Source organism: Saccharopolyspora sp., assembly GCF_017434145.1.
GTDB lineage: Bacteria > Actinomycetota > Actinomycetes > Mycobacteriales > Pseudonocardiaceae > Saccharopolyspora_C > Saccharopolyspora_C galaxeae.
The window spans coordinates 1-20,140 of the sequence record NZ_JAFRFW010001001.1 but is presented as its reverse complement, the minus strand read 5'-3'; the positions used below and the strand labels follow the sequence as shown (position 1 = coordinate 20,140).

Annotated in this window: 21 protein-coding genes; 12 read left to right on the top strand and 9 right to left on the bottom strand. The window is 69.9% G+C overall.

Features of this window, described 5'->3' with window-relative positions:
* From IJH84_RS27290 to IJH84_RS27280, 3 genes are all read right to left on the bottom strand, one after another.
* On the bottom strand, positions 1–735 hold a 735-nt coding region (locus IJH84_RS27290), incomplete at its 3' end, for an alcohol dehydrogenase catalytic domain-containing protein (RefSeq protein WP_295150662.1).
* A gap of 147 nt (positions 736–882) precedes the next feature.
* Complete coding sequence (locus IJH84_RS27285; protein ID WP_255520966.1) at positions 883–1,314, bottom strand: VOC family protein; 432 nt, start codon at positions 1,312–1,314, stop codon at positions 883–885.
* 39 nt (positions 1,315–1,353) lie between these two features.
* On the bottom strand, positions 1,354–1,773 hold the full coding sequence (locus tag IJH84_RS27280) for an organic hydroperoxide resistance protein (RefSeq protein ID WP_200072898.1): 420 nt from the start codon (positions 1,771–1,773) through the stop codon (positions 1,354–1,356).
* Between the two features lie 304 nt (positions 1,774–2,077).
* Here IJH84_RS27280 and IJH84_RS27275 point away from each other — a divergent pair, with 304 nt between their 5' ends.
* Positions 2,078–2,605: a MarR family winged helix-turn-helix transcriptional regulator gene (locus IJH84_RS27275; RefSeq protein WP_200072897.1), complete on the top strand. Its 528-nt coding sequence runs from the start codon at positions 2,078–2,080 to the stop codon at positions 2,603–2,605.
* A 175-nt stretch (positions 2,606–2,780) separates the two neighbouring features.
* Positions 2,781–3,515 carry a MerR family transcriptional regulator gene (locus IJH84_RS27270; protein ID WP_295150656.1) on the top strand — a complete coding sequence of 245 codons (735 nt, stop codon included), beginning with the start codon at positions 2,781–2,783 and terminating at the stop codon, positions 3,513–3,515.
* Positions 3,516–3,663: 148 nt separating this feature from the next.
* Here the strand turns inward: IJH84_RS27270 and fucP are convergent, their stop codons facing one another.
* Positions 3,664–5,001, bottom strand: coding sequence for an L-fucose:H+ symporter permease (fucP, locus tag IJH84_RS27265; protein ID WP_295150653.1), 1,338 nt, complete (start codon positions 4,999–5,001; stop codon positions 3,664–3,666).
* 266 nt (positions 5,002–5,267) lie between these two features.
* Between fucP and IJH84_RS27260 the strand changes: the two genes are divergently transcribed.
* Entirely contained in the window at positions 5,268–6,083 is an 816-nt protein-coding gene (locus IJH84_RS27260) for an SAM-dependent methyltransferase (protein WP_295150650.1), read from the top strand.
* Positions 6,084–6,136: 53 nt separating this feature from the next.
* Complete coding sequence (locus tag IJH84_RS27255; protein WP_295150647.1) at positions 6,137–7,447, top strand: amidase; 1,311 nt, start codon at positions 6,137–6,139, stop codon at positions 7,445–7,447.
* A 28-nt stretch (positions 7,448–7,475) separates the two neighbouring features.
* Here IJH84_RS27255 and IJH84_RS27250 read toward each other — a convergent pair whose 3' ends face one another.
* A complete protein-coding gene (locus tag IJH84_RS27250; RefSeq protein WP_295150645.1) occupies positions 7,476–7,922 on the bottom strand; it encodes an SAM-dependent methyltransferase in 447 nt (148 codons plus the stop codon).
* A 195-nt stretch (positions 7,923–8,117) separates the two neighbouring features.
* Here IJH84_RS27250 and IJH84_RS27245 point away from each other — a divergent pair, with 195 nt between their 5' ends.
* Positions 8,118–8,774: a DUF3159 domain-containing protein gene (locus IJH84_RS27245; protein ID WP_295150642.1), complete on the top strand. Its 657-nt coding sequence runs from the start codon at positions 8,118–8,120 to the stop codon at positions 8,772–8,774.
* Between the two features lie 566 nt (positions 8,775–9,340).
* On the top strand, positions 9,341–10,531 hold the full coding sequence (locus IJH84_RS27240; protein WP_295150638.1) for a beta-1,3-glucanase family protein: 1,191 nt from the start codon (positions 9,341–9,343) through the stop codon (positions 10,529–10,531).
* Positions 10,532–10,683: 152 nt separating this feature from the next.
* On the opposite strand, the gene IJH84_RS27235 is transcribed toward IJH84_RS27240, so the two are convergent.
* A complete protein-coding gene (locus tag IJH84_RS27235) occupies positions 10,684–11,139 on the bottom strand; it encodes an STAS domain-containing protein (protein WP_295150635.1) in 456 nt (151 codons plus the stop codon).
* Positions 11,140–11,545: 406 nt separating this feature from the next.
* Here IJH84_RS27235 and IJH84_RS27230 point away from each other — a divergent pair, with 406 nt between their 5' ends.
* Positions 11,546–12,040: a hypothetical protein gene (locus IJH84_RS27230; protein ID WP_295150632.1), complete on the top strand. Its 495-nt coding sequence runs from the start codon at positions 11,546–11,548 to the stop codon at positions 12,038–12,040.
* A gap of 135 nt (positions 12,041–12,175) precedes the next feature.
* On the opposite strand, the gene IJH84_RS27225 is transcribed toward IJH84_RS27230, so the two are convergent.
* The gene (locus IJH84_RS27225; RefSeq protein ID WP_295150629.1) at positions 12,176–12,742 is read right to left on the bottom strand and encodes a hypothetical protein; all 567 of its coding nucleotides are present in this window, start codon (positions 12,740–12,742) and stop codon (positions 12,176–12,178) included.
* 257 nt (positions 12,743–12,999) lie between these two features.
* On the opposite strand from IJH84_RS27225, the gene IJH84_RS27220 reads away from it, so the two are divergent.
* The 3 genes from IJH84_RS27220 (at position 13,000) to IJH84_RS27210 (ending at position 14,961) form a co-directional block, all read left to right on the top strand.
* On the top strand, positions 13,000–13,464 hold the full coding sequence (locus IJH84_RS27220; RefSeq protein ID WP_295150627.1) for an NUDIX domain-containing protein: 465 nt from the start codon (positions 13,000–13,002) through the stop codon (positions 13,462–13,464).
* A 61-nt stretch (positions 13,465–13,525) separates the two neighbouring features.
* Positions 13,526–14,221, top strand: a complete 696-nt coding sequence (locus IJH84_RS27215; RefSeq protein WP_295150624.1) for a hypothetical protein — start codon at positions 13,526–13,528, stop codon at positions 14,219–14,221.
* Between the two features lie 80 nt (positions 14,222–14,301).
* A complete protein-coding gene (locus IJH84_RS27210) occupies positions 14,302–14,961 on the top strand; it encodes a class I SAM-dependent methyltransferase (RefSeq protein WP_295150620.1) in 660 nt (219 codons plus the stop codon).
* A 124-nt stretch (positions 14,962–15,085) separates the two neighbouring features.
* Here IJH84_RS27210 and IJH84_RS27205 read toward each other — a convergent pair whose 3' ends face one another.
* Positions 15,086–16,066 (bottom strand): DMT family transporter, encoded by a 981-nt coding sequence (locus IJH84_RS27205; protein WP_295150618.1) that lies wholly within the window; start codon positions 16,064–16,066, stop codon positions 15,086–15,088.
* Between the two features lie 90 nt (positions 16,067–16,156).
* Here IJH84_RS27205 and IJH84_RS27200 point away from each other — a divergent pair, with 90 nt between their 5' ends.
* Positions 16,157–17,065: a LysR family transcriptional regulator gene (locus tag IJH84_RS27200; RefSeq protein WP_295150615.1), complete on the top strand. Its 909-nt coding sequence runs from the start codon at positions 16,157–16,159 to the stop codon at positions 17,063–17,065.
* A 139-nt stretch (positions 17,066–17,204) separates the two neighbouring features.
* Complete coding sequence (locus IJH84_RS27195; protein WP_295150612.1) at positions 17,205–19,112, top strand: FAD-dependent monooxygenase; 1,908 nt, start codon at positions 17,205–17,207, stop codon at positions 19,110–19,112.
* Between the two features lie 93 nt (positions 19,113–19,205).
* Here the strand turns inward: IJH84_RS27195 and IJH84_RS27190 are convergent.
* Positions 19,206–20,140: glycerol-3-phosphate dehydrogenase/oxidase (locus tag IJH84_RS27190; protein WP_295150609.1), on the bottom strand; the 935-nt coding region annotated here is incomplete at its 5' end.

Below are 20,140 nucleotides of genomic sequence, written 5' to 3'. Positions count from 1 at the left end.
CGCGCTGACCGCCGCCCCGCTCGCAGCGGTGGCCAGCACGACCTGCGCGCCGCCGAGCGCGGCCAACTCCTCGGCCGGATCGGTGGCTTCGCTGTCGATGTGCCGGTGCGCGCCGAGCTGCCGGGCGAGGTCGGCCTTGCCGGTGCCGCGGGAGATCGCCACGACCTCCATGCCCATCCGCGCGGCGAACTGGATGCCCAGGTGCCCGAGCCCGCCGACGCCGAGCACGGCGACGCGGTCACCGGGACGGGCCGTGCTCTCGCGCAGCGCGTGGTAGGTCGTCACGCCCGCGCACAGCAGCGGCGCGGCCTCGACCGCGGACAGCTCCTCCGGAATCCGGGCCAGTGCGTCGGCGGAGACCACGACGTTGTCGGCGTAGCCGCCGTCGAAGGTGATGCCGGGGATCTTCCCGTTCGCGCAGGTGATGAAGTCGCCCCGGCGGCAGGAATCGCAGTGCAGGCAGGACCCGCCGAACCAGCCGATCCCCACCCGGTCGCCGCGCTGCCACGGACCGGTCACCGCGGGGCCGAGCTCGTCGATGATCCCCACGATCTCGTGACCGGGAATGATCGGGTACGGGGTGATGGGCAGCGCGCCTTCCTTGGCCCACATGTCGCTGTGGCAGACCCCGCAGGCTTGCACGCGCACCCGGACCTGGTCGTCGCGGACTTCGGGAACGTCGCGCTCGACGAGTTCCAGCGGACCTCCCGGTTCGGAGACCTGCACGGCTCGCATGATTGCTCCTCGTTGTTCGTCGTCGGTGTTCGCCCGGCCTCGTTCGCCCGGCCTCCTTGACTCGGCCTCGTCGGCCCGGCCTCCCGGACACGGCTCCCCGCGGAGGCGTGCAACGTCCCGCGCCCGGGAGGCGGGTCCTGCTTCCGCTCAGGCCAGGGGAGCGGTCAGTTCCAGGTGGATCCCGTCGGGATCGCTGAACGACAGGATCGACAGGCCCGAGTCCGGCAGGTCGATGACCTCCCCGTGCGGGATCTCCGCCGCGGCGAGCCGCTGGCGGGCGGTCACCAGGTCCTCCCGTGCTTCGACCTGGAAGCTGACGTGGTCCAGGCCGGTTTGCGCGGAATCGAACCGTTGTCCCGCGGGTGCCACCGGGCGCAGTCCGAACAGCTCTCCCGACGGGGTTCGGTACACGGTTCCGCCGTAGAACTGCTCCGGCGAGTCGTGCACGCCGGGCTCACCGGCCCGGTCCGATGCGTCGATCACCACCGGCCAGCCGAAAACGTGCTCGTAGAACGCCTTCGACCGCTCGATGTCGGTGACGGTCAAGCGCGCGTGGGCGATTCCGGAACTGCTGATCAAACTCAACGGCTGCGGTCTCCAATCCCTTGCGGGGGACGGTCACACGGTCGCGCGCAGCGTGACCTCGATGTTGCCGCGGGTCGCCTTGGAGTAGGGGCACACCTGGTGTGCGCCGTGCATCAGGTCGTCGGCCGTCTGCTGGTCCAGGCCCGGGAAGTGCCCGGTGAGCGTCGCGGTCACGCCGAAGCTGGTGTCGTCCGGGCCGATGCCGACCTCGGCGTCGATCGTCGCGTCGTCCGGGACCGCGGTGCCCTTGTCCTTGGCGGCCAGCCGCATCGCGCCGTGGAAGCAGGTGGCGTAGGCCGCGGCGAACAGCTGCTCGGGGTTGGTGCCCTCGCCGTTGCCGCCCATCGCCGACGGCATCCGCACCGGCGCGTCGATCCGGCCGTCCGACGAGCGCACCTGCCCGTCCCGGCCGCCGCCGCTGGAAGTGGCCGTCGCGGTGTAAACAATGCTCATGGTCGTCCTCCTGCGAAATGCGGGTACTGCCGGGCACCGGCGTCGATGAGCCGTCGCGGCTGCTCGCTCGTGCAGCGCGCCGGTCCGCCGATCCACGGCATAACTTGTGCTCCAGGAACTGGTGCTCCAGGTGATCGCACACTATGTGTCGGCCTGCCTGCACGCAACCACTCATGCCCGCACGGCCATCGGTCGCTCGTGCTCAGGGGTTGCCGGTGCGGGCGGCGACCACACCTCATGAGGCACCAAGGCCTGGGAGTCCAGGACATTGAGCTCCGGCCTCGCGAGGTCTAGCGTCGGGGGAATGACGACCTCGCAGGAACCGCGGCCCGCCGAGCCGGAGAACCCGGAGGGCCTGCAGCTGGACAACCAGCTGTGCTTCGCGCTCTACGCCGCCTCGCGGGCCGTCACCGAGCTGTACCGGCCGCTGCTCAACGAGCTCGGGGTGACGTATCCGCAGTACCTCGTGCTGCTGGTGCTGTGGGAACGCGACACCCGCCCGGTCAAGGATCTGACCGAGACGCTGCAGCTGGACTACGGAACCGTGTCACCGCTGCTGAAGCGGCTCGAAGCGCACGGGCTGGTCGAGCGGCGCCGCGCCAGCGACAACGAATCGCGAGTGCTGGTGAGCCTGACCGACGCCGGGTACGAACTGCGCTCGCGGCTCACCGGTGTCCCGCACGCCCTGCAGTGCGCCCTCGACCGCTTCGACGCGGAGGCGAACCGCGAACTGCTCGGCACCCTGCGCGAACTCACCGCCACCGCCCAGGCGGCGAGCCCGCTGACGACCGCGACGGTCGCGGGGCACGAGGCCGGCGAGTCCGACGAGTAGCTCGCGAGCTTCGCCGTGCGCCGTGATCGCTCGGCACCCGAGGTGAATCAGGTCACCGGATCACCCCGGCGCTTGACCATGCCGCGACGGCACGGTTTCGACTGGCATCGCCTCGGCGGATCGCGCCGGCGGCGACGTCTTCAGCGGCGCCTACGCGGAAATGAGGTGACGGTCGGTGGCCTGGAGCACCCGTGAACTCGCCGAGCTCGCCGGTACGAGCTTGCGGGCGGTGCGGCACTACCACGAGGTCGGCCTGCTGGCCGAGCCGGAGCGGCGCGCCAACGGCTACAAGCAGTACGGCGTCGCCCACCTGGTCCGGCTGTTGCGGATCAAGCGCTTGGTCGATCTAGGGTTCTCGCTGTCGCAGATCGCAGCCATGGGAGACACCGACGAGCACCCCGAGGACGCGCTGCGCACGCTCGACGCCGAACTCGCCGCGACCATCGAGCGGCTGCAACGGGCGCGGGTCGAACTCGGCGTCATCCTGCGCCGCTCGGCGCCAGCCGACCTGCCGCCCGAGTTCGCCCCGGCCACCGGGCTCTCCGATGCCGACCGCGGCTTCGTCACCGTCATGACCCGGGTGCTCGGACCCGGATACCTGCAGACCTACGCGGACATGCTGCAGGACCTGCCCGACGACCCCACGGACGCCGAGTTCAACGAGCTGCCCGCCGACGCCGACGAACCGACCCGCATCGCCTTGGCCGAGCGCTTGGTCCCGTACTTCCGCGAGCTACTGGCGAAGCACCCCGGCTTGGCCGAATCGCATTCCGACGCCCCGCACGGCCCGCAGTTCGTCGAGGAAACGATGGTCAAGGCCGTCGACGACCTCTACAACCCCGCCCAGGCCGACGTCTTGCGGCGCGCCCTGATCGGGCTCGGCAGCGAGGGGCAATCCGACTCCGGCTGATCCGCGCGGTCGGACGAGATGTGCCGGGCCCGGGACGACGGCTCGACGAGTCGCCCCGTTGTCCATCGACGGTGGTTCCCCGGCTGGTCGCGCGCACCCGCTGGGCGCCTTCGCGCGCATCCGCCACTCGCGGGTGGTCCGGAGCGGATCAACCGGGTTCGACGGCTGGGCTCCGGTGCCTGGCCTGGTCGATGAAGAACAGCATGATGGCCGCGAAGCACACCGCGCCGACCAGGAACGAGAACTGCAGCGACCCGCTCACGTCCGAGACCGCGCCTTGCACGGCCGGAATGATCGCGCCGCCGACGATGGCCATGACGAGGACGGCCCCGCCGGTCTCCTGGTAGCGCTTGTCCTCGATGGTGTCCAGGGTGCGTCCGAAGATCGTGGGCCAGCAGGGGCCCATGAGCAGGTTCGTGAGCACCACGCCCCAAACCGCCCAACCCACCGGGCCGAACGAGACGGCGGTCAGCACGACGGCGCCGATCGCTCCGTACGCGATCAGCACGTGCGAGGCGGAAAACCGGCTCATGAGGAAGTTCGCCGGGAACTTGCCGATGAAGAACGCGATGAAGCCGAAGATCATGTAGTCGGTGGCGCCGTGCTCGTTGAGCCCCGGCATCGTCTCCAGCGCCAGCCGGATCGTGAACGACCACACCGCGGTCTGCAGGCCGACGTACAAGAACTGCGCGGCGATGCCCTTCAGGAACATCGCATTGGTCGAGAGGTACTTCAGCGTCTCGCCGATCGAGGCTTGCGCCTTCTTCGACGCGGCCTCCGCGCTGGGGCGGCACCGCGGGTACTGGGTGATCGCGAACAGCACGAGCAGCACCACGAGCACGGCGAGGATGTACTTGTACGGCAACAGGGTCTGGCCCAGGAGCCGGTCTACGAGCTCTTGGCGTTCGGCGCCCTGCACGGACCGGATCTGCTGCTCGAGCGAGGCGGTGTCGTCGAAGACGAGGTACTTGCCCAGGATGATGCCCGCCAGGTTGCCCAGCGGCGTGAAGGTCTGGCTGATGTTGAGCCGCAGCGTCGAGGTCCGGCGCGGACCGAGCATCGAGCTGTAGGTGTTGGCCGAGGTCTCCAGGAAGCTCAGTCCCACCGCGATGGCGAAGATGGCCACCAGGAACATGCTGTAGGTGGCCATCTGCGAGGCGGGGAAGAACAGCCAGCAGCCCACGATGTAGAGCGCCAGCCCGGCCATCACCGCGGCTTTGTACGAGGTGTGCTTGATGAACCGCGATGCGGGGATCGCGATCAGGAAGTACCCGCCGTAGAACGCGCTCTGCACGAACGCCGCCGCGGCGTCGCTGAGCGTGAACACCGACTTGAACTGCGCGATGAGGACGTCGTTGAGCCCGGCGGCCGCGCCCCACATCGGGAACAGCAACGACAGCAGGATGAACTGGAAGTACGGGGTGCGGTCCAGATAGCCGTCGTCGAGCGAGCCGTCGAGCTCGCGTGCACTGCTTTTGATCAGCATGAACGTGGGTCCTCCTCGCGCAGCGGGCCGCATCATGCCACGAACAGGTAGAGACCAAAATGCTGGATTTCCGCGGACGACGGGCAGTGATCGCGGGTATCGCTGCGTGCTCGGACTCGCGGTGTTCCTCGCGAACCGGATGGCTGGGTTGCCCTCCTGAACCGGATGGCTGGGTTGTCCTCGCGAGCCGGATTGCTCGGTGTTCCCGCGAGCCGGAAGCCCGGCGGGGGTGGCGAGTTCGCGCGCTGATCGACGATCATCCGGCTGTGGATTCATTCGACGCATACAGCGGAACCAGCGAACCGCAGCCGGACGTGCCGAACGCGGCGCGGATCTACGACTACGACCTCGGCGGCAACCACAACTTCGCCGTCGACCGGGCCGAGGCCGAGCGGATCCACGAGGTCGTGGGTTCGGGCCCGTACGTGGCGCGGGACAACCGCGGGTTCCTGCACCGGGCCGTGCGGTTCGCGCTGGAACGCGGCATCGACCAGTTCCTCGACCTGGGCTCGGGGATTCCCACGGTCGGCAACGTGCACGAGATCGCGCACCGCGGGAACCCGGCCGCTCAGGTGGTGTACGTGGACAACGAGCCCATCGCGGTCGCCCACACCCGGCAACTGCTGTCCGCGTGGGGCCTGCAGGACCGCGTCGCCCTGGTCGACGCCGATGTCCGCGATCCCGACGCGATCCTGTCCGCACCGGCGGTGCAGCGGCTCGACTTCTCCCGGCCCGTGGCGTTGCTGATGGTGGCGGTGCTGCACTACGTCGGCCACGAGCACGACCTCGCGTCGCTGGTCGGGCGCTACACGCGCGACCTCGCTCCGGGCAGCGTCGTGGCCGTCAGCCACGTCACCGCCGACGGGCAGGAGGAGCGGGCGGCCCGGATCACCGAGATGCTGGCGCGCACCACCACGCCGGCGACTTTCCGCGGTCATGACGAACTCGTCGGCCTGTTCTCCGCGCTCGATCTCGATCTCGTCGAGCCGGGCATCGTGTGGGCTTCGCAGTGGCGTCCGGACAGCCCTGTCGAGCATCCCGAGCGGTCGCACTGCTGGACCGGTGTCGGTGCCGTGCGCTGATCCGCCGCTGCTGCGCCCGGGTCGTCCCGGGCGACCGCCCGAAGGAGGCGCGCATGAGCCCGGTCCGCGAACGGATCGACGAGTTGCTGACGCGGGCCCGACAGCGCGATCCCCGGCTGCGCGCCTACATCACGCTGTTGGACGAGCAGGCCCGGCAGCGCGCGGAAGAACTGGATGCCACCCCGGCGCACGCGCGCGGACCGCTGCACGGCACGGCCGTGGCTTTGAAGGACAACATCGACGTCGCCGGAGTGCCGAGCACGGCGGGCTCACCGCACCACGGCCGGACCGCCTCCTGCGACGCCACGGTGGTCCGATTGCTGCGCGAAGCGGGCGCGGTGATCGTCGGCAAGAACAACATGACCGAGTTCGCCATAGGCGTCACCGGCCGCAACGACGCCTTCGGTGACTGCCGAAACGCGCTCGACGACCGCCGCATCTCGGGCGGCTCCAGCAGCGGATCGTCCGTCGCGGTGGCGGCGGGCATCGCGGACGCGGCGCTCGGGACCGACACCGGCGGTTCCGGCCGCGTGCCCGCCGCGGTGAACGAGGTGGTGGGTCTGCGGCCCACGCTGGGACGGATGTCGAATCGCGGCGTGCTGCCGGTGAGCCCGTCGTTCGACACGGTCACGCCGATCGCCCCGGACGTGCGCACCGCCGCGGCGATGCTCGCCGCGCTCGACCACCTGGACGGCGACGGCACTTCGGTCGAAGGCAGCCGCACCCCGGTCGAAACGGCGCTCGACGACGGCCTCGCCGATCTGCGGGTAGGTGTGGCGACGGGTTTCTTCGCTGACGGGCTGGATTCCGGAGTGCGGGAGGTGCTGGCCGCGGCGGTCGCCTCGTTGCGCGAGCACGGAGCGCGGGTGCGGTCGCAGGAAGTGCCGGACGCCGAGCACGCGCAGGACCGGATGCTGGAGATCCTGTATCCCGAGGCCGCCGCACTGCACCGCGACCGGCTGCGCGATGCGCCCGGGACGATCGATCCCGACGTGCTCCGGCGGTTGCGCCTCGGTGCGGGCATTTCCGCCGGCCGGTCCGAAAAGGCGCGGCGGTGGCGGCAGCGGTTCCGGCAGCGCGTGGACGAGGTGTTCGCTTCGCAGGACGTCATCTTGACGCCGACACTGCCGACCGATGTGCCCGCCCGGGATTCGGTGGATCTCGCGGCATCGACCCGCGAAATCGCGCGATACATCTACGTCTGGTCGATGTACGGCGGTCCGTCGATCACGGTGCCCTGCGGCAGGCACCCGGAATCCGGGATGCCGGTGGGCTTGCAGCTGGCCGCCGCGCCTTGGCGGGAACACGTGCTGCTGCGCGCGGCGGCGGGGCTCGAGCGGATCACTGCATCGACGTCGGCATGATTGCTGCCGGTAGGCCCGGAGCGGCGGCTCAGGGCTTGCGGGCGACGCCGCTGAGGAACACCTTGTCCATCTGGGTCAACGGGGCGATCCGCGGGCCTTCCGGCCACCACTCGTGCAGCATGACCAGCCCGGGATCGACCGTTTCGAGCCCGTCCAGGAAAGCCGCGATCTCGGCGCGGGTGCGGAACCGGCCGGTGCCCATGGTGCTGCCGGTGAGCCGCTGCTGCATCTCCTTGGCGAAAGCGCTGTCCTCCGGCGATTCCTCCGCCGGGTCCCAGAAGTGGCACACGGCGACGTAGGAGCCGGATGGCAACGCGTCCCGATAGGCCCGCATGATCTCGCCGGGATTCTCGTCGTCGGCGAGGTGGTGCATCGTGCCGCTCTGCAGCAATGCGCAGGGGCGGTCGAAGTCGATGTGGCGGACGACCTCGGGGTGTGCGAGCAGCCGGTGCGGCTCGCGCAGGTCCGCTTCCACGACGGCTGATCATGCCTCGTCGCGAGGTTCGCCCGACGTCGAGCCGAGCTCGGTCGTCGAGGCCGGTCGCGTCGCAGCCGGAGGCGGGCTCGGCTAACACATGTGGCCCGCTTCACCGGCGCTCGGGCTTGAGTGTGCCGTTGCGGCACGGCTTCTCCTGGATCCACCACACCAACGGCCCGAGGGGGCAAGATCATGATCGACCAGCAGGAAACCCGCGAATCGCACCGCACCGAGCGGGCGCAGGCCAGCACACCGCAGACGCTGCTCGAGCAGATGGGCGGCCCGATGGGATTCGTCTACTCGACGCTGCCGGTCATCGTGTTCGTGGCGGCCAACGCGTTCCTGCCGCTGCCGGTGACGATCGGGGTCTCGATCGCGGCCGGCGTGGCGCTGACCGGGTTCCGGCTGCTGCGCGGGGAACGCTGGTCGTCCGCGGTCGGCGGGTTGCTGGGCCTGGCGGTCGCCGTCGGAGTCGTCGCGGCGACCGGCTCGGCGAAGGACTTCTTCGTCATCGGGATCTGGGCGGCGCTGGCGGGTTTCCTCGTCACCTTCGGTTCGGTGCTGGCGCGCCGGCCGCTGACCGGCGTGATCTGGAACGCGATGCACGGCGGCGAGCACGAGTGGCGCAGCGACAAGGGCGTGCTGCGCACGCACGACATCGCCACCGCCGCCGCGGCGCTGGTGTTCGGCGCCCGGTTCGTCGTGAAGGAGTGGCTGTACCTCGCCGATTCCACGACCTGGCTGGCCGTGGCGAAGGTCGTGATGGGCACGCCGCTGACGGTGCTGGCCGCACTGGTCGTCGTCTGGTCGTTCCGGCGCACCACCAAGCGCCTCGTCGCGCAGCGGTGACCGTGCGGGTGCGCCGCCCCGTGCCGGGTGTGGTGGTGCCGGAGGTCAGTGGTGTGCTCGACGGCGAGCACGAACCGCAGCCGGAATCCGGTGCGGGCGAAGAGTTGACGACGTTGGTTTGCCAGGTGTGCGGATCGAGCGCGTTCAACGAGGACAGTCCGCACGAGTTCGCGGGCGGCCTGACCGAGCGGCTGATCTGCGAGGTGCGGGGCTCATCGCGTCCCGTGACGCCGGGCGGGGCGGGGGAGGCGGGCGGCCCCCGGCTCCCGCCGAAAACCCGTCCGCGGTGGGTGCTGACCCGTTCCGGACGCGAACCGACCTGCGACGACGGAGCTGAGCGGCGTCCGCCTCGCGCGCCTTTCCCAGTTTTGTGGCTGAATGTCGCCTGTCGCTTGCTTTTTCCGGCATCACCGAGCGGTAGCGTTGAATGCTGTTTAAATGTGGTGAATTGTGCTCCTTTTGGGGGTATCAAGGAAAGGTCTGGACCGAGCAGACTCTCGGAATCGATAACGAGAGGATGGCCGCCTTCCGAGGCGGTCCTGTTGTCCCCCTGGAGGTCCCCCACCATGGTTTCTCGCCGGCGGTTTCTCGGCTACTCCGCTGCCGCCCTGAGCTCCCCGTTCTGGGCGCAGGCGATCAGCGCGCCGTTCGCTTCGGCGGCGCCGGAGAGCCTGAAGTTCGTGCTGAAGAACGACTCCGGCGGTCCGGCGACCGCGTACATCGCCGGTTTCTCCGAGGCCGAGACCAAGGCCGTTTTCATCAAGCAGGACGGCACCCCGTTGTTCCCGGAGGCCGGCGGCACCGAGCCGGAGCCGGTGGGCCCGGAAGCGGGCATCCCGGTGGACGGCACCGTCGAGGTCACCGTCCCGCGGATGTACGGTGCGCGGGTCTACTTCGCCCTCAACGACACGCTGGAATTCCAGGTCGTGAAGGGCGCCGACGGTGCGACCTCGGTGGTGCACCCGAACTTCGTCTCCAATGAAGACCCGAACTTCGGCAAGGACTGGACGTTCGCGGAGTTCACCCTCAACGGCGAGCAGCTCTACGCCAACATCAGCTACGTCGACTTCGTCGCCGCACCGATCGGGCTGCACCTCAAGGCGCCCAGCGGCGACCAGGAAGTTCCGGGCATGCCCACCGGGGCGCTGGACAAGGTCGCCCAGGGCCTGCGCGACCAGGGCGAGAACTGGCCGAAACTGGTGCAGGAGGCCGACGGCAGGGTCGTGCGGGTGCTCAACCCGAACCACCGCGCGGCCGACTTCGAGGGGTACCTGGAGCCCTACGTCGACGAGGCGTACTCCAAGTACGCGGGTGAGTCGCTGTTCATCGACACCCAGCGCGAGGACATCGGCATCCTGGAAGGCAAGGTCGAGGGCGAGGAGCTGGTGTTCGGCGCCGAGCGGTTCGCCAAGCCGTCCTCAGTGGACATCTGGGGCTGCAACAGCGGCCCGTTCGCGAACAACCCGGACAGCGACTCGCAGGAGCGGCTGGCGATCGTGCCGCGGCTGGCGGCGGCGTTCAACCGCACCACGCTGCTGATCAACCCGAACCAGCCGCACGAGGAGGACCCGGCGACCTTCTACAAGAACGACATCACCAACCACTACGCGCGCGTGGTGCACGAGAACCTGCCCGACGGCAAGGGCTACGCGTTCGCCTACGACGACGTGAGCTCGAACGCCGGCGAGGACCACAGCGGCAAGGTCAACGCGGGTGACCCCGAGGTGTTCACGCTAACCCTCGGCGCCATGCGCTGAGGCCGGTTCCGACGCACGGCGACCGATCCACGCGAGGTGTGGGTCGGTCGCCGTTGTGCCGCTCACTGTCCTGTTTGGATACGGAACCGCCCGCCGACCGTCCGGAAGACGAGCAGCAGTAGGCGACGTCCGACTTCCATCCTGCGGTGCGCTCAGGGCAGCGGTTGCGCGCTTTCGCGGCCGGTCATCTCGGCCACGGCCGCTTGCACGCTGCCGAAGGTCGGCACCACCCGGTGCCATCCGGCGGCCCGAAGAGCTCGTTCCACGCACACCGGACCGTCCACGATGCATACCGTCATCGAGCGGCCGTCGGCGACCCGGCACGCGTGGGCCAGCAGCTCCAGCCCGGCCACGCCCAGGAATCGCAATTCGGAAAGATCGAGGACGACGGTCTCGGCCCCCGAGGACAGCCGCGGCGCAAGAATTTCGTGCAGGCGCGGGGCAGTGGTGGTGTCCAGCTCACCGGCGATGCCGATCGCGATCGAGGTGCTGCTCGGGCACCCCACCCGCAACGCCAGGCCGTTCCCTGCACTCGTGTCGGCCGATGTGGCCGGTTCGGTGGACCCGCGCTGCGGTGCATCCGGCGCACCGGGAGCGAAAGCGGTCATGACTACCTCCTCGATGGCGAGGCAGCCGGCGAAGGATCAACAGGTCCCGCACGACATCCCTGTCCCGCCTGCTTCCGCGCAGCCGCGGGACAACAACCCCGGGCAAGGAACCGACGCGAACACTCCATCTGGCTGTCACGTTCGGTAATGCTTCGATTCAGGGCTGTCGGCTCAACCACGACCACCGTACAGGGCGAGCCCGGTGCGGTGAACTGCCAGGACGTCACACGGTGCGCGCCGCGCGACCGGACGTGGCGACTCCTCAGCCGGGTTTGCCGGAGCGCGGGCCCAGGGCATCCCGGGGGCGCCGAGCGGAGGTCGAGCAGGGAGCCTGCGCCCGATCGATGCGCATGATTCGCGCGGCCGGACCGGCCGCGCGGCATCTCGACCAGCCTTGGTGGCGGTAATGAGTACGAACGACGACGAACCGGACATGTTCCAACCCTGCGACGAATGGCAGGCGCTCATCGCGGGCGCGCACGCCGCCGGGCAGTCGGCGGCCCGTCAGCTGGCCCTGCGGTCGTCGGCCCGGCACACCGGCCGCAGCGGCAGCATCGCGGTGCACGTCGAGCCGCTCGCTTCGCCGGTGGCGGCATGGCTGCACAGCACCGGGCGGGCTGCGATCACCGAGTCCCGCACCGGCGTGCTGGTGCCGATCACGGTTACGGCGGCCGACCTGGCGCCTGCCGGGGACGCTGCGGAAAAGGCGCACTCCTTGCTGGTCGCCGATGCCTACGCGGTCGCCTTCAGCACCGTGCTTGCCGACGATGCCGGTGTGGCCACCGAGATCCGGATCGGGCCGCACGCCGTGGCGCTACCACCGCAGCGGTCCGTCGGGGCAGCACCGGTTCCGGCACTGGGAATCGGTTCGGGAGCGGGAACCGGTTCGGCAGCGGACTAGCAGCGGCCGACCCGACGTGGCGCGCACAAGTCTACAGAGGAATCTGTGCCGCCTCGGTCCACTGTAGATAGAAGAACGTGATCGGCGCATCGGGTTCTTCGCAGAACTCGCGTGCTGCTTCCCCGTCCGCGGTGATCAGCGGGCGGGCAGCAGCGGGCCGCTGTGGGCATCGTGCAGCTGGACCTGGCTCGCACCGGTAGGCAGCTGAGCCAGCCACACCTCGCCGGTGCCCGGCAGCAGCGCGGTCCGGACGTGCTGGAATCCCAGGCTCAGGTAGTACCGCTGGAGCGCCCGGTGGTCGCCCCAGGTGTCGCCGCGGATCCACGCCAGTTCTTCGCGCGCGCCGCGGTCCGCCATCCAATCCAGCAGCAACCGGCCCAGACCTGTTGCGCCGTAACGGCGTTTGACGACGAACCGGTCGGCGTAGACGGACTTCTCGCGGCGCTCGTGGTCGAACCAGAGATCCGGGTGCCCCTCGCCGCTGACGCGGATGCCTGCCGCCCCCTCCGTTCCGGCGACGACCACGTAAAGACCTCCGGCCTCGTGGTCGGCTTCGGTCGCCGATGCGACGTCCCAGTGGGACCAGTCGTCGAATCCCCGCCGCTGCAGGCGGTGTGCGCCGTCCTGACGCAGTTCGACCAGGCCGCGCAGATGGTGGGGCGCAGATTTGCAAACGGTCAGTGAATCCCGAGAATATGACATGTCGCCCAACATTTTCGTTTCGAGCCGCAAGTGCAGGTGGCCGGCGCCGGACGCGTCAGAGTGCTTTTCGCCGCTGTCTCCGGCCGCTGGAATGAATTTCCGGTGCAGAGTACTTCGCCGGTCCACAAGCGCATGTACGTCCGTGCGGGTGAATTGGTCCGCCGACCTCTCCCGGCGCGATGTTCAGCGATGGACACTTCCGGTATTGCGGAAGACCTGGCGCGGAGGGGTGCGACGGTTTGGTCCATCGAATGGCGATGACTGTTTGCGCACGCGGTCTGCTGGTGGAATCCGGAAACTGCCTATTGATAGAGAACCGCAATCGCGAGTTCGGGACCTGGTACGTGCTCCCGGGCGGCAAGCAGCGGCGGGGCGAACGACTGGACGAGGCCGCACGGCGGGAGTTCCGCGAGGAGACCGGGCTGCCGATCGTCGTGGGTCCGTTGTGGCACGTTTGGGAGTTCCTGCCCGAGCGCCACCCCCACCTCCGCAACAAGCGCCCTGATCAGCAGCTGCACGCCATCTTCCTGGTCGCGCGGCAGGACGCCCGGGCCGCTGCTCCCGCGCCCGAACGACCGGACACCGACCAGCGGTCCCTGGCGTGGCTCCCGGTGGCCGATCTCGACCCCGATTCGCTCTATCCCAGCGGTCTCGCCGACCACCTGCGCGAACACGTGCCGATGCGCGCCGCGGACGCCGTGTACCTGGGTGACCTCCACTGACCCCACCTGCGGACGTCGCCGAGCCGGCAGGCTCGAACCAATCACCGCCGAGGAGGCACGAATGAGCACCAGCCCTGATCCGCTCGCCGCCCAGCTCGTCCTGTTCAGCGGCGGCCGGGACAGCACCTTGGTCGCCGCATCGCTCATGTTGCAGGGCATCCCCGTGCACCTGTTCAACGTCACCAGCGGGCACCCGGGGACCGCGTTGTTCCAACTCCGCGTCGACGAGCTGCGCGGGCGCTTCGGTGAACTCGTGCGCGAGGTCGCCGTCGAGGACATCAGCGGAAGCCTGCGCAGCATCGCGCTGGCCAACCTCGAAGACGACATCCTCACCCATCGCAAGAACCTGATCCTGCTCGGCGACAAGCTCGCGATGTACGTGCACGCCGTGGATTACTGCAGGCGCAACGACATCACGGTGATGAACGACGGGATCGCCCGCTACCAGCAGGATCTCGCCGAGCAGCGGGACGTGGCGCGGGTCTTCTTCGAGAACTTCACCGCTTCCTACGGGATGACCGGCTACAGTCCGATCTACGAGTACGCCAGCTCGGAGGACCTGGTCAAATACCGGCTGATGCAGCTGGGCCTGACCACGAAATCATTGGAGGAGAACGCCATGTTCGGCGACAGCTTCAGCTCTCCCTCCGACGACGTCGTGCTGGCCTACCTCAAGGAGAAGGAACCGCTGGCGCGGGAGATCGTCGAGTTCCTCGCCGGACGGCACCTGCCTGCCACCGCGCTGCACGGTTGCTGAGGCTCGCGAGCTGATCGAGCTTCCGGCTGTCCGCAACGGACGGTCACCGGCAGGAAAAACCGATCCAGAGGGGGAAATCCGTGCGGGACTTCGCGGAGAGCAGCCGCCGCGAGCAAGCGGCGGCGTTCGACACCATCGGCGGTGCCTACGACGCGGCCTTCGGGCAGCGGGAGGCGCAGCTGGCCGCAGGGGAGTGGCTGGCGGGCGCATTGCCGCAGCGGGCGCGGGTGCTGGACCTCGGCTGCGGTACCGGGCTTCCCACGGCGGCTCAACTCGTGGACGCCGGCTTCGACGTCACGGGAGTGGACATCTCCGCGGAGATGTTGCGGCTGGCCCGCGGCAACGTTCCCGAAGCCGACCTGCATCGGCGGGACATGCTGACGCTGCGACCGGACGGCGCGGACGGGCTGGGCCGGTTCGACGCGGCGACCGCCTTCTTCTCGCTGCTGATGCTCTCGCGCGCGGAGATCGCCGAAATGCTGGCCACCTTGGGCCGCCTGCTCGTCCCCGGCGGGCTGCTGGCGCTGTCCATGGTCGAGATGGATCAGGACTACCAGCAGGTTTCGTTCCTCGGCAGCGAAATCCGCGTCTCGGGCTACCCGCGGCAGGAGCTGAGCCGGATGCTCGAGCCCGCGAGGTTCACCATCCTCGAAGACCACGTGGTCGCCTACCAGCCCACCGACACGAGCACCGGGGCCGAGCCGGAGATGCAGCACTATCTGCGTTGCAGGCGCGACTAGGACGTGTTCGTGATCTCTCCAGCCGTCGACCTTCCCAGCGGGGCGCGGTCGGCGGAACAGGCGCGGTGGCGCGGAAATCCGTTCGGCCGAGCGAGATGCGCTGCCGATCTTCGTCCTGCAGGCCCTAGCCGCAGGAGGACTCCTGAACCGCTTCCTCGCGCGCGGCTTCCGGTTTCCGCGCCCGCCGCCTGCCCGCGGCGCGCGATCCGCCGAGCGCGGTGACCCACACCGTGACCAGGACCGCCGCGCATCCCGCGAGCTGCGTCGCGGTCGGAACCTCGTCCAGCACGACGGCTCCGAGCAGCGCCGCGCCGATCGGCTGCAACAGCAGCAGGGTCGACGACAGCGCCGGATCGAGCCGCGGCAGGCCGTAGCCGACGAGCAGCCAGCCGATCGCCTGGCCGAACAGGGCGACCAGCGCGAGGCACAACCACGACTCCGGGCCGAGGTCGAACGCGATCCCGGAGGTGGCGGTGCCGACGACACCGGACATCACCGCCGCCGCTGCCGTCGCCAGGAAGACGGGAGTCGCGAAGTGCCGAGGTGCCCGCACCCCGCAGCGCTGGCCGAAGTAGAGGTAACCGGAGTAGGCGAGCGCGGCCGCCAGCGACAGCAGCGTGCCGCGCACCGCGTTGCCACCCGCAGGCCCAGGCCCGACGACGCCGCCCGCCAGCGCTACCCCCACCAGCAGGATCGGGATCGCCGCGACGAACCGCCGTGCCGGCCGCACCCCGGCGACCGCCCACATGACCAGGGGGAACAGCACCACCTGCATGTTGACCAGCACGGTGGCGATGCCCGCACCGACATCGGCGATGCTCACGTTCCACATCAGGTAGTCGATCCCGAGGAACGACCCGCCCAGCAGCGCCATGCCCACGACGGGCAGCTCCGGGAACCCGTGCCGGAGGACATCGCGGAGCACGAACGGAGCGAGCGGGATCAGCGCGAGCGCGCACCGGTAGAACGCCGCGGTCGGCGCCGAGACATCGGCGAGCGTGATCAGCACCGCCGACACCGACAGCGACGCGGCTCCGAGCGCGACCCACAACGCGGGAACGCGGTTCGGGCTTGCGGCAGACGTCTTCCCCTCGTGCACAGTCACGCTTCCACCCTGACGACACAGTCAGCGCAGCACAACTTAGTCTTTGTGCCAGCATCCGGTTAGGCTCGATTACATGTTGAACTGGGTTACATGTTGAACTGGGAGCGGCTCCGCGTCCTGGCCGCGATCGCCGAGCACGGCTCGATCGGAGCGGCCGCGGCGACCCTGCACGTCACCGGTCCCGCCGTCACGCAGCAGATCCGCAAGCTGGAGCGCGAGACCCGATCCGTGCTGCTCGAACCGGACGGCCGCGGCGTGCGGCTGACCGCGGCCGGTCACCTCGCGGCCGAGGCGGCGCAGCGCGTCGCGCGCACCGTCAGCGACACCGAGCACTCGCTGGCCACGTTGCACGGCCGCGTGGTGGGTCCGTTGCGGATCGGAGCCATCAACAGCACGTTCGGCCTGCTGCTCGGCCCGGCGTTGCGGCTGGTCGCCGAGCGGCACCCGGAACTGGCGCCGAGCGCGCGCAGCGGCGAGGCGGTCGACATGGTCCCGCTGCTGCGCAGCCGCGAGCTCGACGTCGTGCTCGTGGAGAACTGGTCCACGTTGCAAGTGCGGGTGCCGCCGCGCGTCCGGATGGAGCCGCTCGTGGTGCACGACGTGCACTTGGCCGTGAGCGCGCAGCACCCCTTGGCCGATTGCGAGACAGTCGCCCTCGATCAGCTGCACGACGAGGTGTGGACGGCGTGCAGACCCGGCACCGACCACCACGACGCGCAGAACCAAGCCATGCGGCGCTGCGGCATCGAACCGGAGGTCAGGTTCGTCGTGGACGACTTCCAGACGCAGATGACGCTGGTCGCGGGCGGGCTCGCCGTCACGCTGGTACCGCGGCCCGCGGTGGAGGGCTATCCCGGTGTGCGCCTCGTTCCGGTCACCCCGGCGCTGACCCGCACCATCGCGTTCGCCACGCGGGAAGGCGCCGTCCCGCCGGGAGTGGGAGCGCTGGCGGCCGCGCTGCACGAGGTCGCCGAGGAGGTTCCCGGGCGGCGTCCGTGATGCGCCGAAGGGTTCTCCATGGCAGAACAACCTGTTCCGGCAGGGCGTAGCGGACGCACGATGGAGGTTGTCAGCCCGCGGGCCCGGCGCCGTCCACCTTGGACGGCGTGGGAGTCCGATGCGCGGAGGAGCCAGTTCAGTGCTGTTCTACCTCAACGGCTACAAGCCCGGGGATCCGTTCGTCGCGGAACCCCACCCGGCGCTGTCCGAACGTCCGGCGGGCCTGCCGGACACGGCCGACGTCGTGATCATCGGTGCCGGCCCGGCCGGGCTGCTGCTGGCGGCCCAGCTCGCCGAGTTCCCCGAGATCCACACCGTGCTCGTCGACCGGCGGGACGGGCCGCTCGAGGTCGGCCAGGCCGACGGCGTCGCGTGCCGCACGGTGGAGATCTTCGAGGCGTTCGGGTTGGCCGACCGGCTCATCCACGAGGGCTACCAGGTCAACGAGGTGACCTTCTGGCGGCCCGATCCGGTCGACGGCGCATCGATCACGCGCACCGGGCGGGTCGAAGACGTCGAGGACGACCTCTCCGAGATGCCGCACATGATCGTCAACCAGGCGCGGATGCTGACCTACCTGCGCGAGCACGTGCGCCGCAGCGCCACCCGCGCCGAGCCGTTCCACGGCCTGCACGCCGGCGACGTGCAGGTCGACGCCTCCGCCGAGCACCCGGTCGCGGTCACGCTGCAGCACGTCGAAGGCGCCGAACCGACCGGCGAGACCTCGACGATCAACGCCCGCTACGTCGTCGGTTGCGACGGTTCGCGCAGCGCCACCAGGCAGGCCATCGGCCGCAGCCTCGAAGGCGATGCGACGAACCAGGCTTGGGGTGTGCTGGACGTTCTCGCCGTCACCGATTTCCCGGACATCCGGCTGAAATCCGTGATCAACTCGCGGGAGGGCGGCATCCTGGTCATCCCGCGCGAGGGCGGCCACCTCGTGCGGCTCTACATCGAGCTGGACAACGACCGCGACGCCGAGATGCTGCGAAATCGCAGTGTGACGCCGGAAAAGCTCGCCGCGGTGGCGAATCGGATCCTGCACCCGTACACCCTCGACGTGCAGCACGTGGGTTGGTGGGCGGTCTACGAGGTCGGACAGCGCCTCTGCGACCGCTTCGACGACGTCCCCGACGAGGCGGACGACGACAGGCTGCCCCGGGTTTTCATCGCGGGCGACGCCTGCCACACGCACAGCGCGAAGGCCGGGCAGGGCATGAACGTCTCGATGGCCGACGCCTGGAACCTCGGGTGGAAACTCGCGACCGTGCTGCGCGGGACCTCGCGCCCCGAGGTGTTGCGCACCTACTCCGAGGAGCGCCAACAGGTCGCGCAGGAACTCATCGATTTCGACCGCGAGTTCGCCGCGCTGTTCAGCGCCCGGCCGGACGGGCAGGACGCCGATCCGGCGCGGTTCCAGCGCTACTTCCGCGAGCAGGGCCGGTTCACCGCCGGGGTCGCGGTGCACTACGAGCCGTCCGTGCTCACCGCGCTACCCGCTCATCAGGACTTGGCCGACGGCTTCCGGATCGGGACGCGGTTGCATTCCGCGCCGGTCGTGCGGCTGGCGGACGCGAAGCCGATGCACCACGGCCACGCGGCCCGCGCGGACGGCGCCTGGCGCGCCTACGTGTTCGCGGAGCGCGCGCACCCGGGCGAGTCCGGCTCCCGAGTCCGCGCCCTGACCGGGTTTCTGGCCGCGGAGAACTCGCCGATCGCCCGGTTCACCCCGCCCGGCGCCGAGCCCGACTCGGTGATCGACGTCCGGGCCGTGCTCCAACAGGGGCATCGCGATGTCACCGTGGCGGACCTGCCGCCGGTCCTGCTGCCGCGGAAGGGGCCGTTCGGGCTCGTCGACTACGAGAAGGTCTTCTGCCCCGATCCGGCTGCCGACATCTTCGAGCTGCGCGGCGTGGACCGGGAACGCGGGGCCGTCGTGCTCGTCCGGCCGGACCAGTACGTCGCGAACGTGCTGCCGCTCGACGCGCACCAAGAACTGGTCGAGTTCCTCCGCGGATCACTGGTCGAGGCCGGACGCAGCACCTGATTTCCGCTCGTGCGGCGCGGTTTTCCGGGTTTTCCCGGAGCGGTGCCGCTAGCTTGCGGCGAGTTCCTGAGCAACCGGCACCGCGCACTGCCGCTACTCGGCGAGCGCTTCCTCCGCCGCAGGCACCGCTCGCGCCCGGTCCGCCTCGACCAGCCCGATCCGGGTCCGCCGGTCGAGGAGGTCCGCGGCGTCGAGCGCGCCCTCGTGCCGCACGGCGTAGCGCAGTTCGGCGGGCGTGACGTCGAGCCCGTCGACGGGTTCGAGCAACCGCGCGTCACCTTCCGCCTCCGCGACGACCGCAGCCGCTTCCGTGCCGTAGCGGGCGATCAACCGCGGCGAAGCGTCCACTCTGGACAGACCTGCGGGTGTCGCCGCGCCGATGAGCGGCAGGTTCCGGGTGCGGCACGGCCGAGCGGGCAGCTGCGCCGCGTCGACGGCGTCCTGCGCCATCTTCCGGTAGGTCGTCAGCTTGCCGCCCACCACGCTGATCGTCCCGTTCGGCCCGGTCAGCACCGCGTGGTCGCGGGAGAGGTCCGAGCTCTCGCCCTCGCCGCCGCTGTCCAGCAGCGGACGCAGCCCGGAGTAGGTGCCCAGCACGTCGGTTTCGCGGATCGGCCGGGCCAGCGCGGAGTTGATCGTGTCGAGCAGGAACTCGACCTCGTGCGGGGACGAGCTGGGAACGTCCGGGATCGGACCGTTCTGCTCCTCGTCGGTGAGCCCGACGTAGACCCTGCCGGAACCGGCGGGCAGGGCGAACACGAAGCGGTTCGTGGTCCCGGGCACCGGCACCGTCAGCCCCGCGTCCAGGCCGCCGAACGCCGAGTCGGGCACCACGAGGTGGGTACCCCTGCTCGGGCGCAATCGCAGCTCGGGCGCGACCTCGCCGGTCCACACGCCGGCCGCGTTGATCACCGCGCGCGCCTTGAGCTGCGTCGTCTCGCCGGTGCGCTGATCGCGCAGCACCGCACCGTCACCGGTGACCTGCTCGGCTGCGCAGCGGGTGAGCACCCGCGCACCGTAGGCCGCTG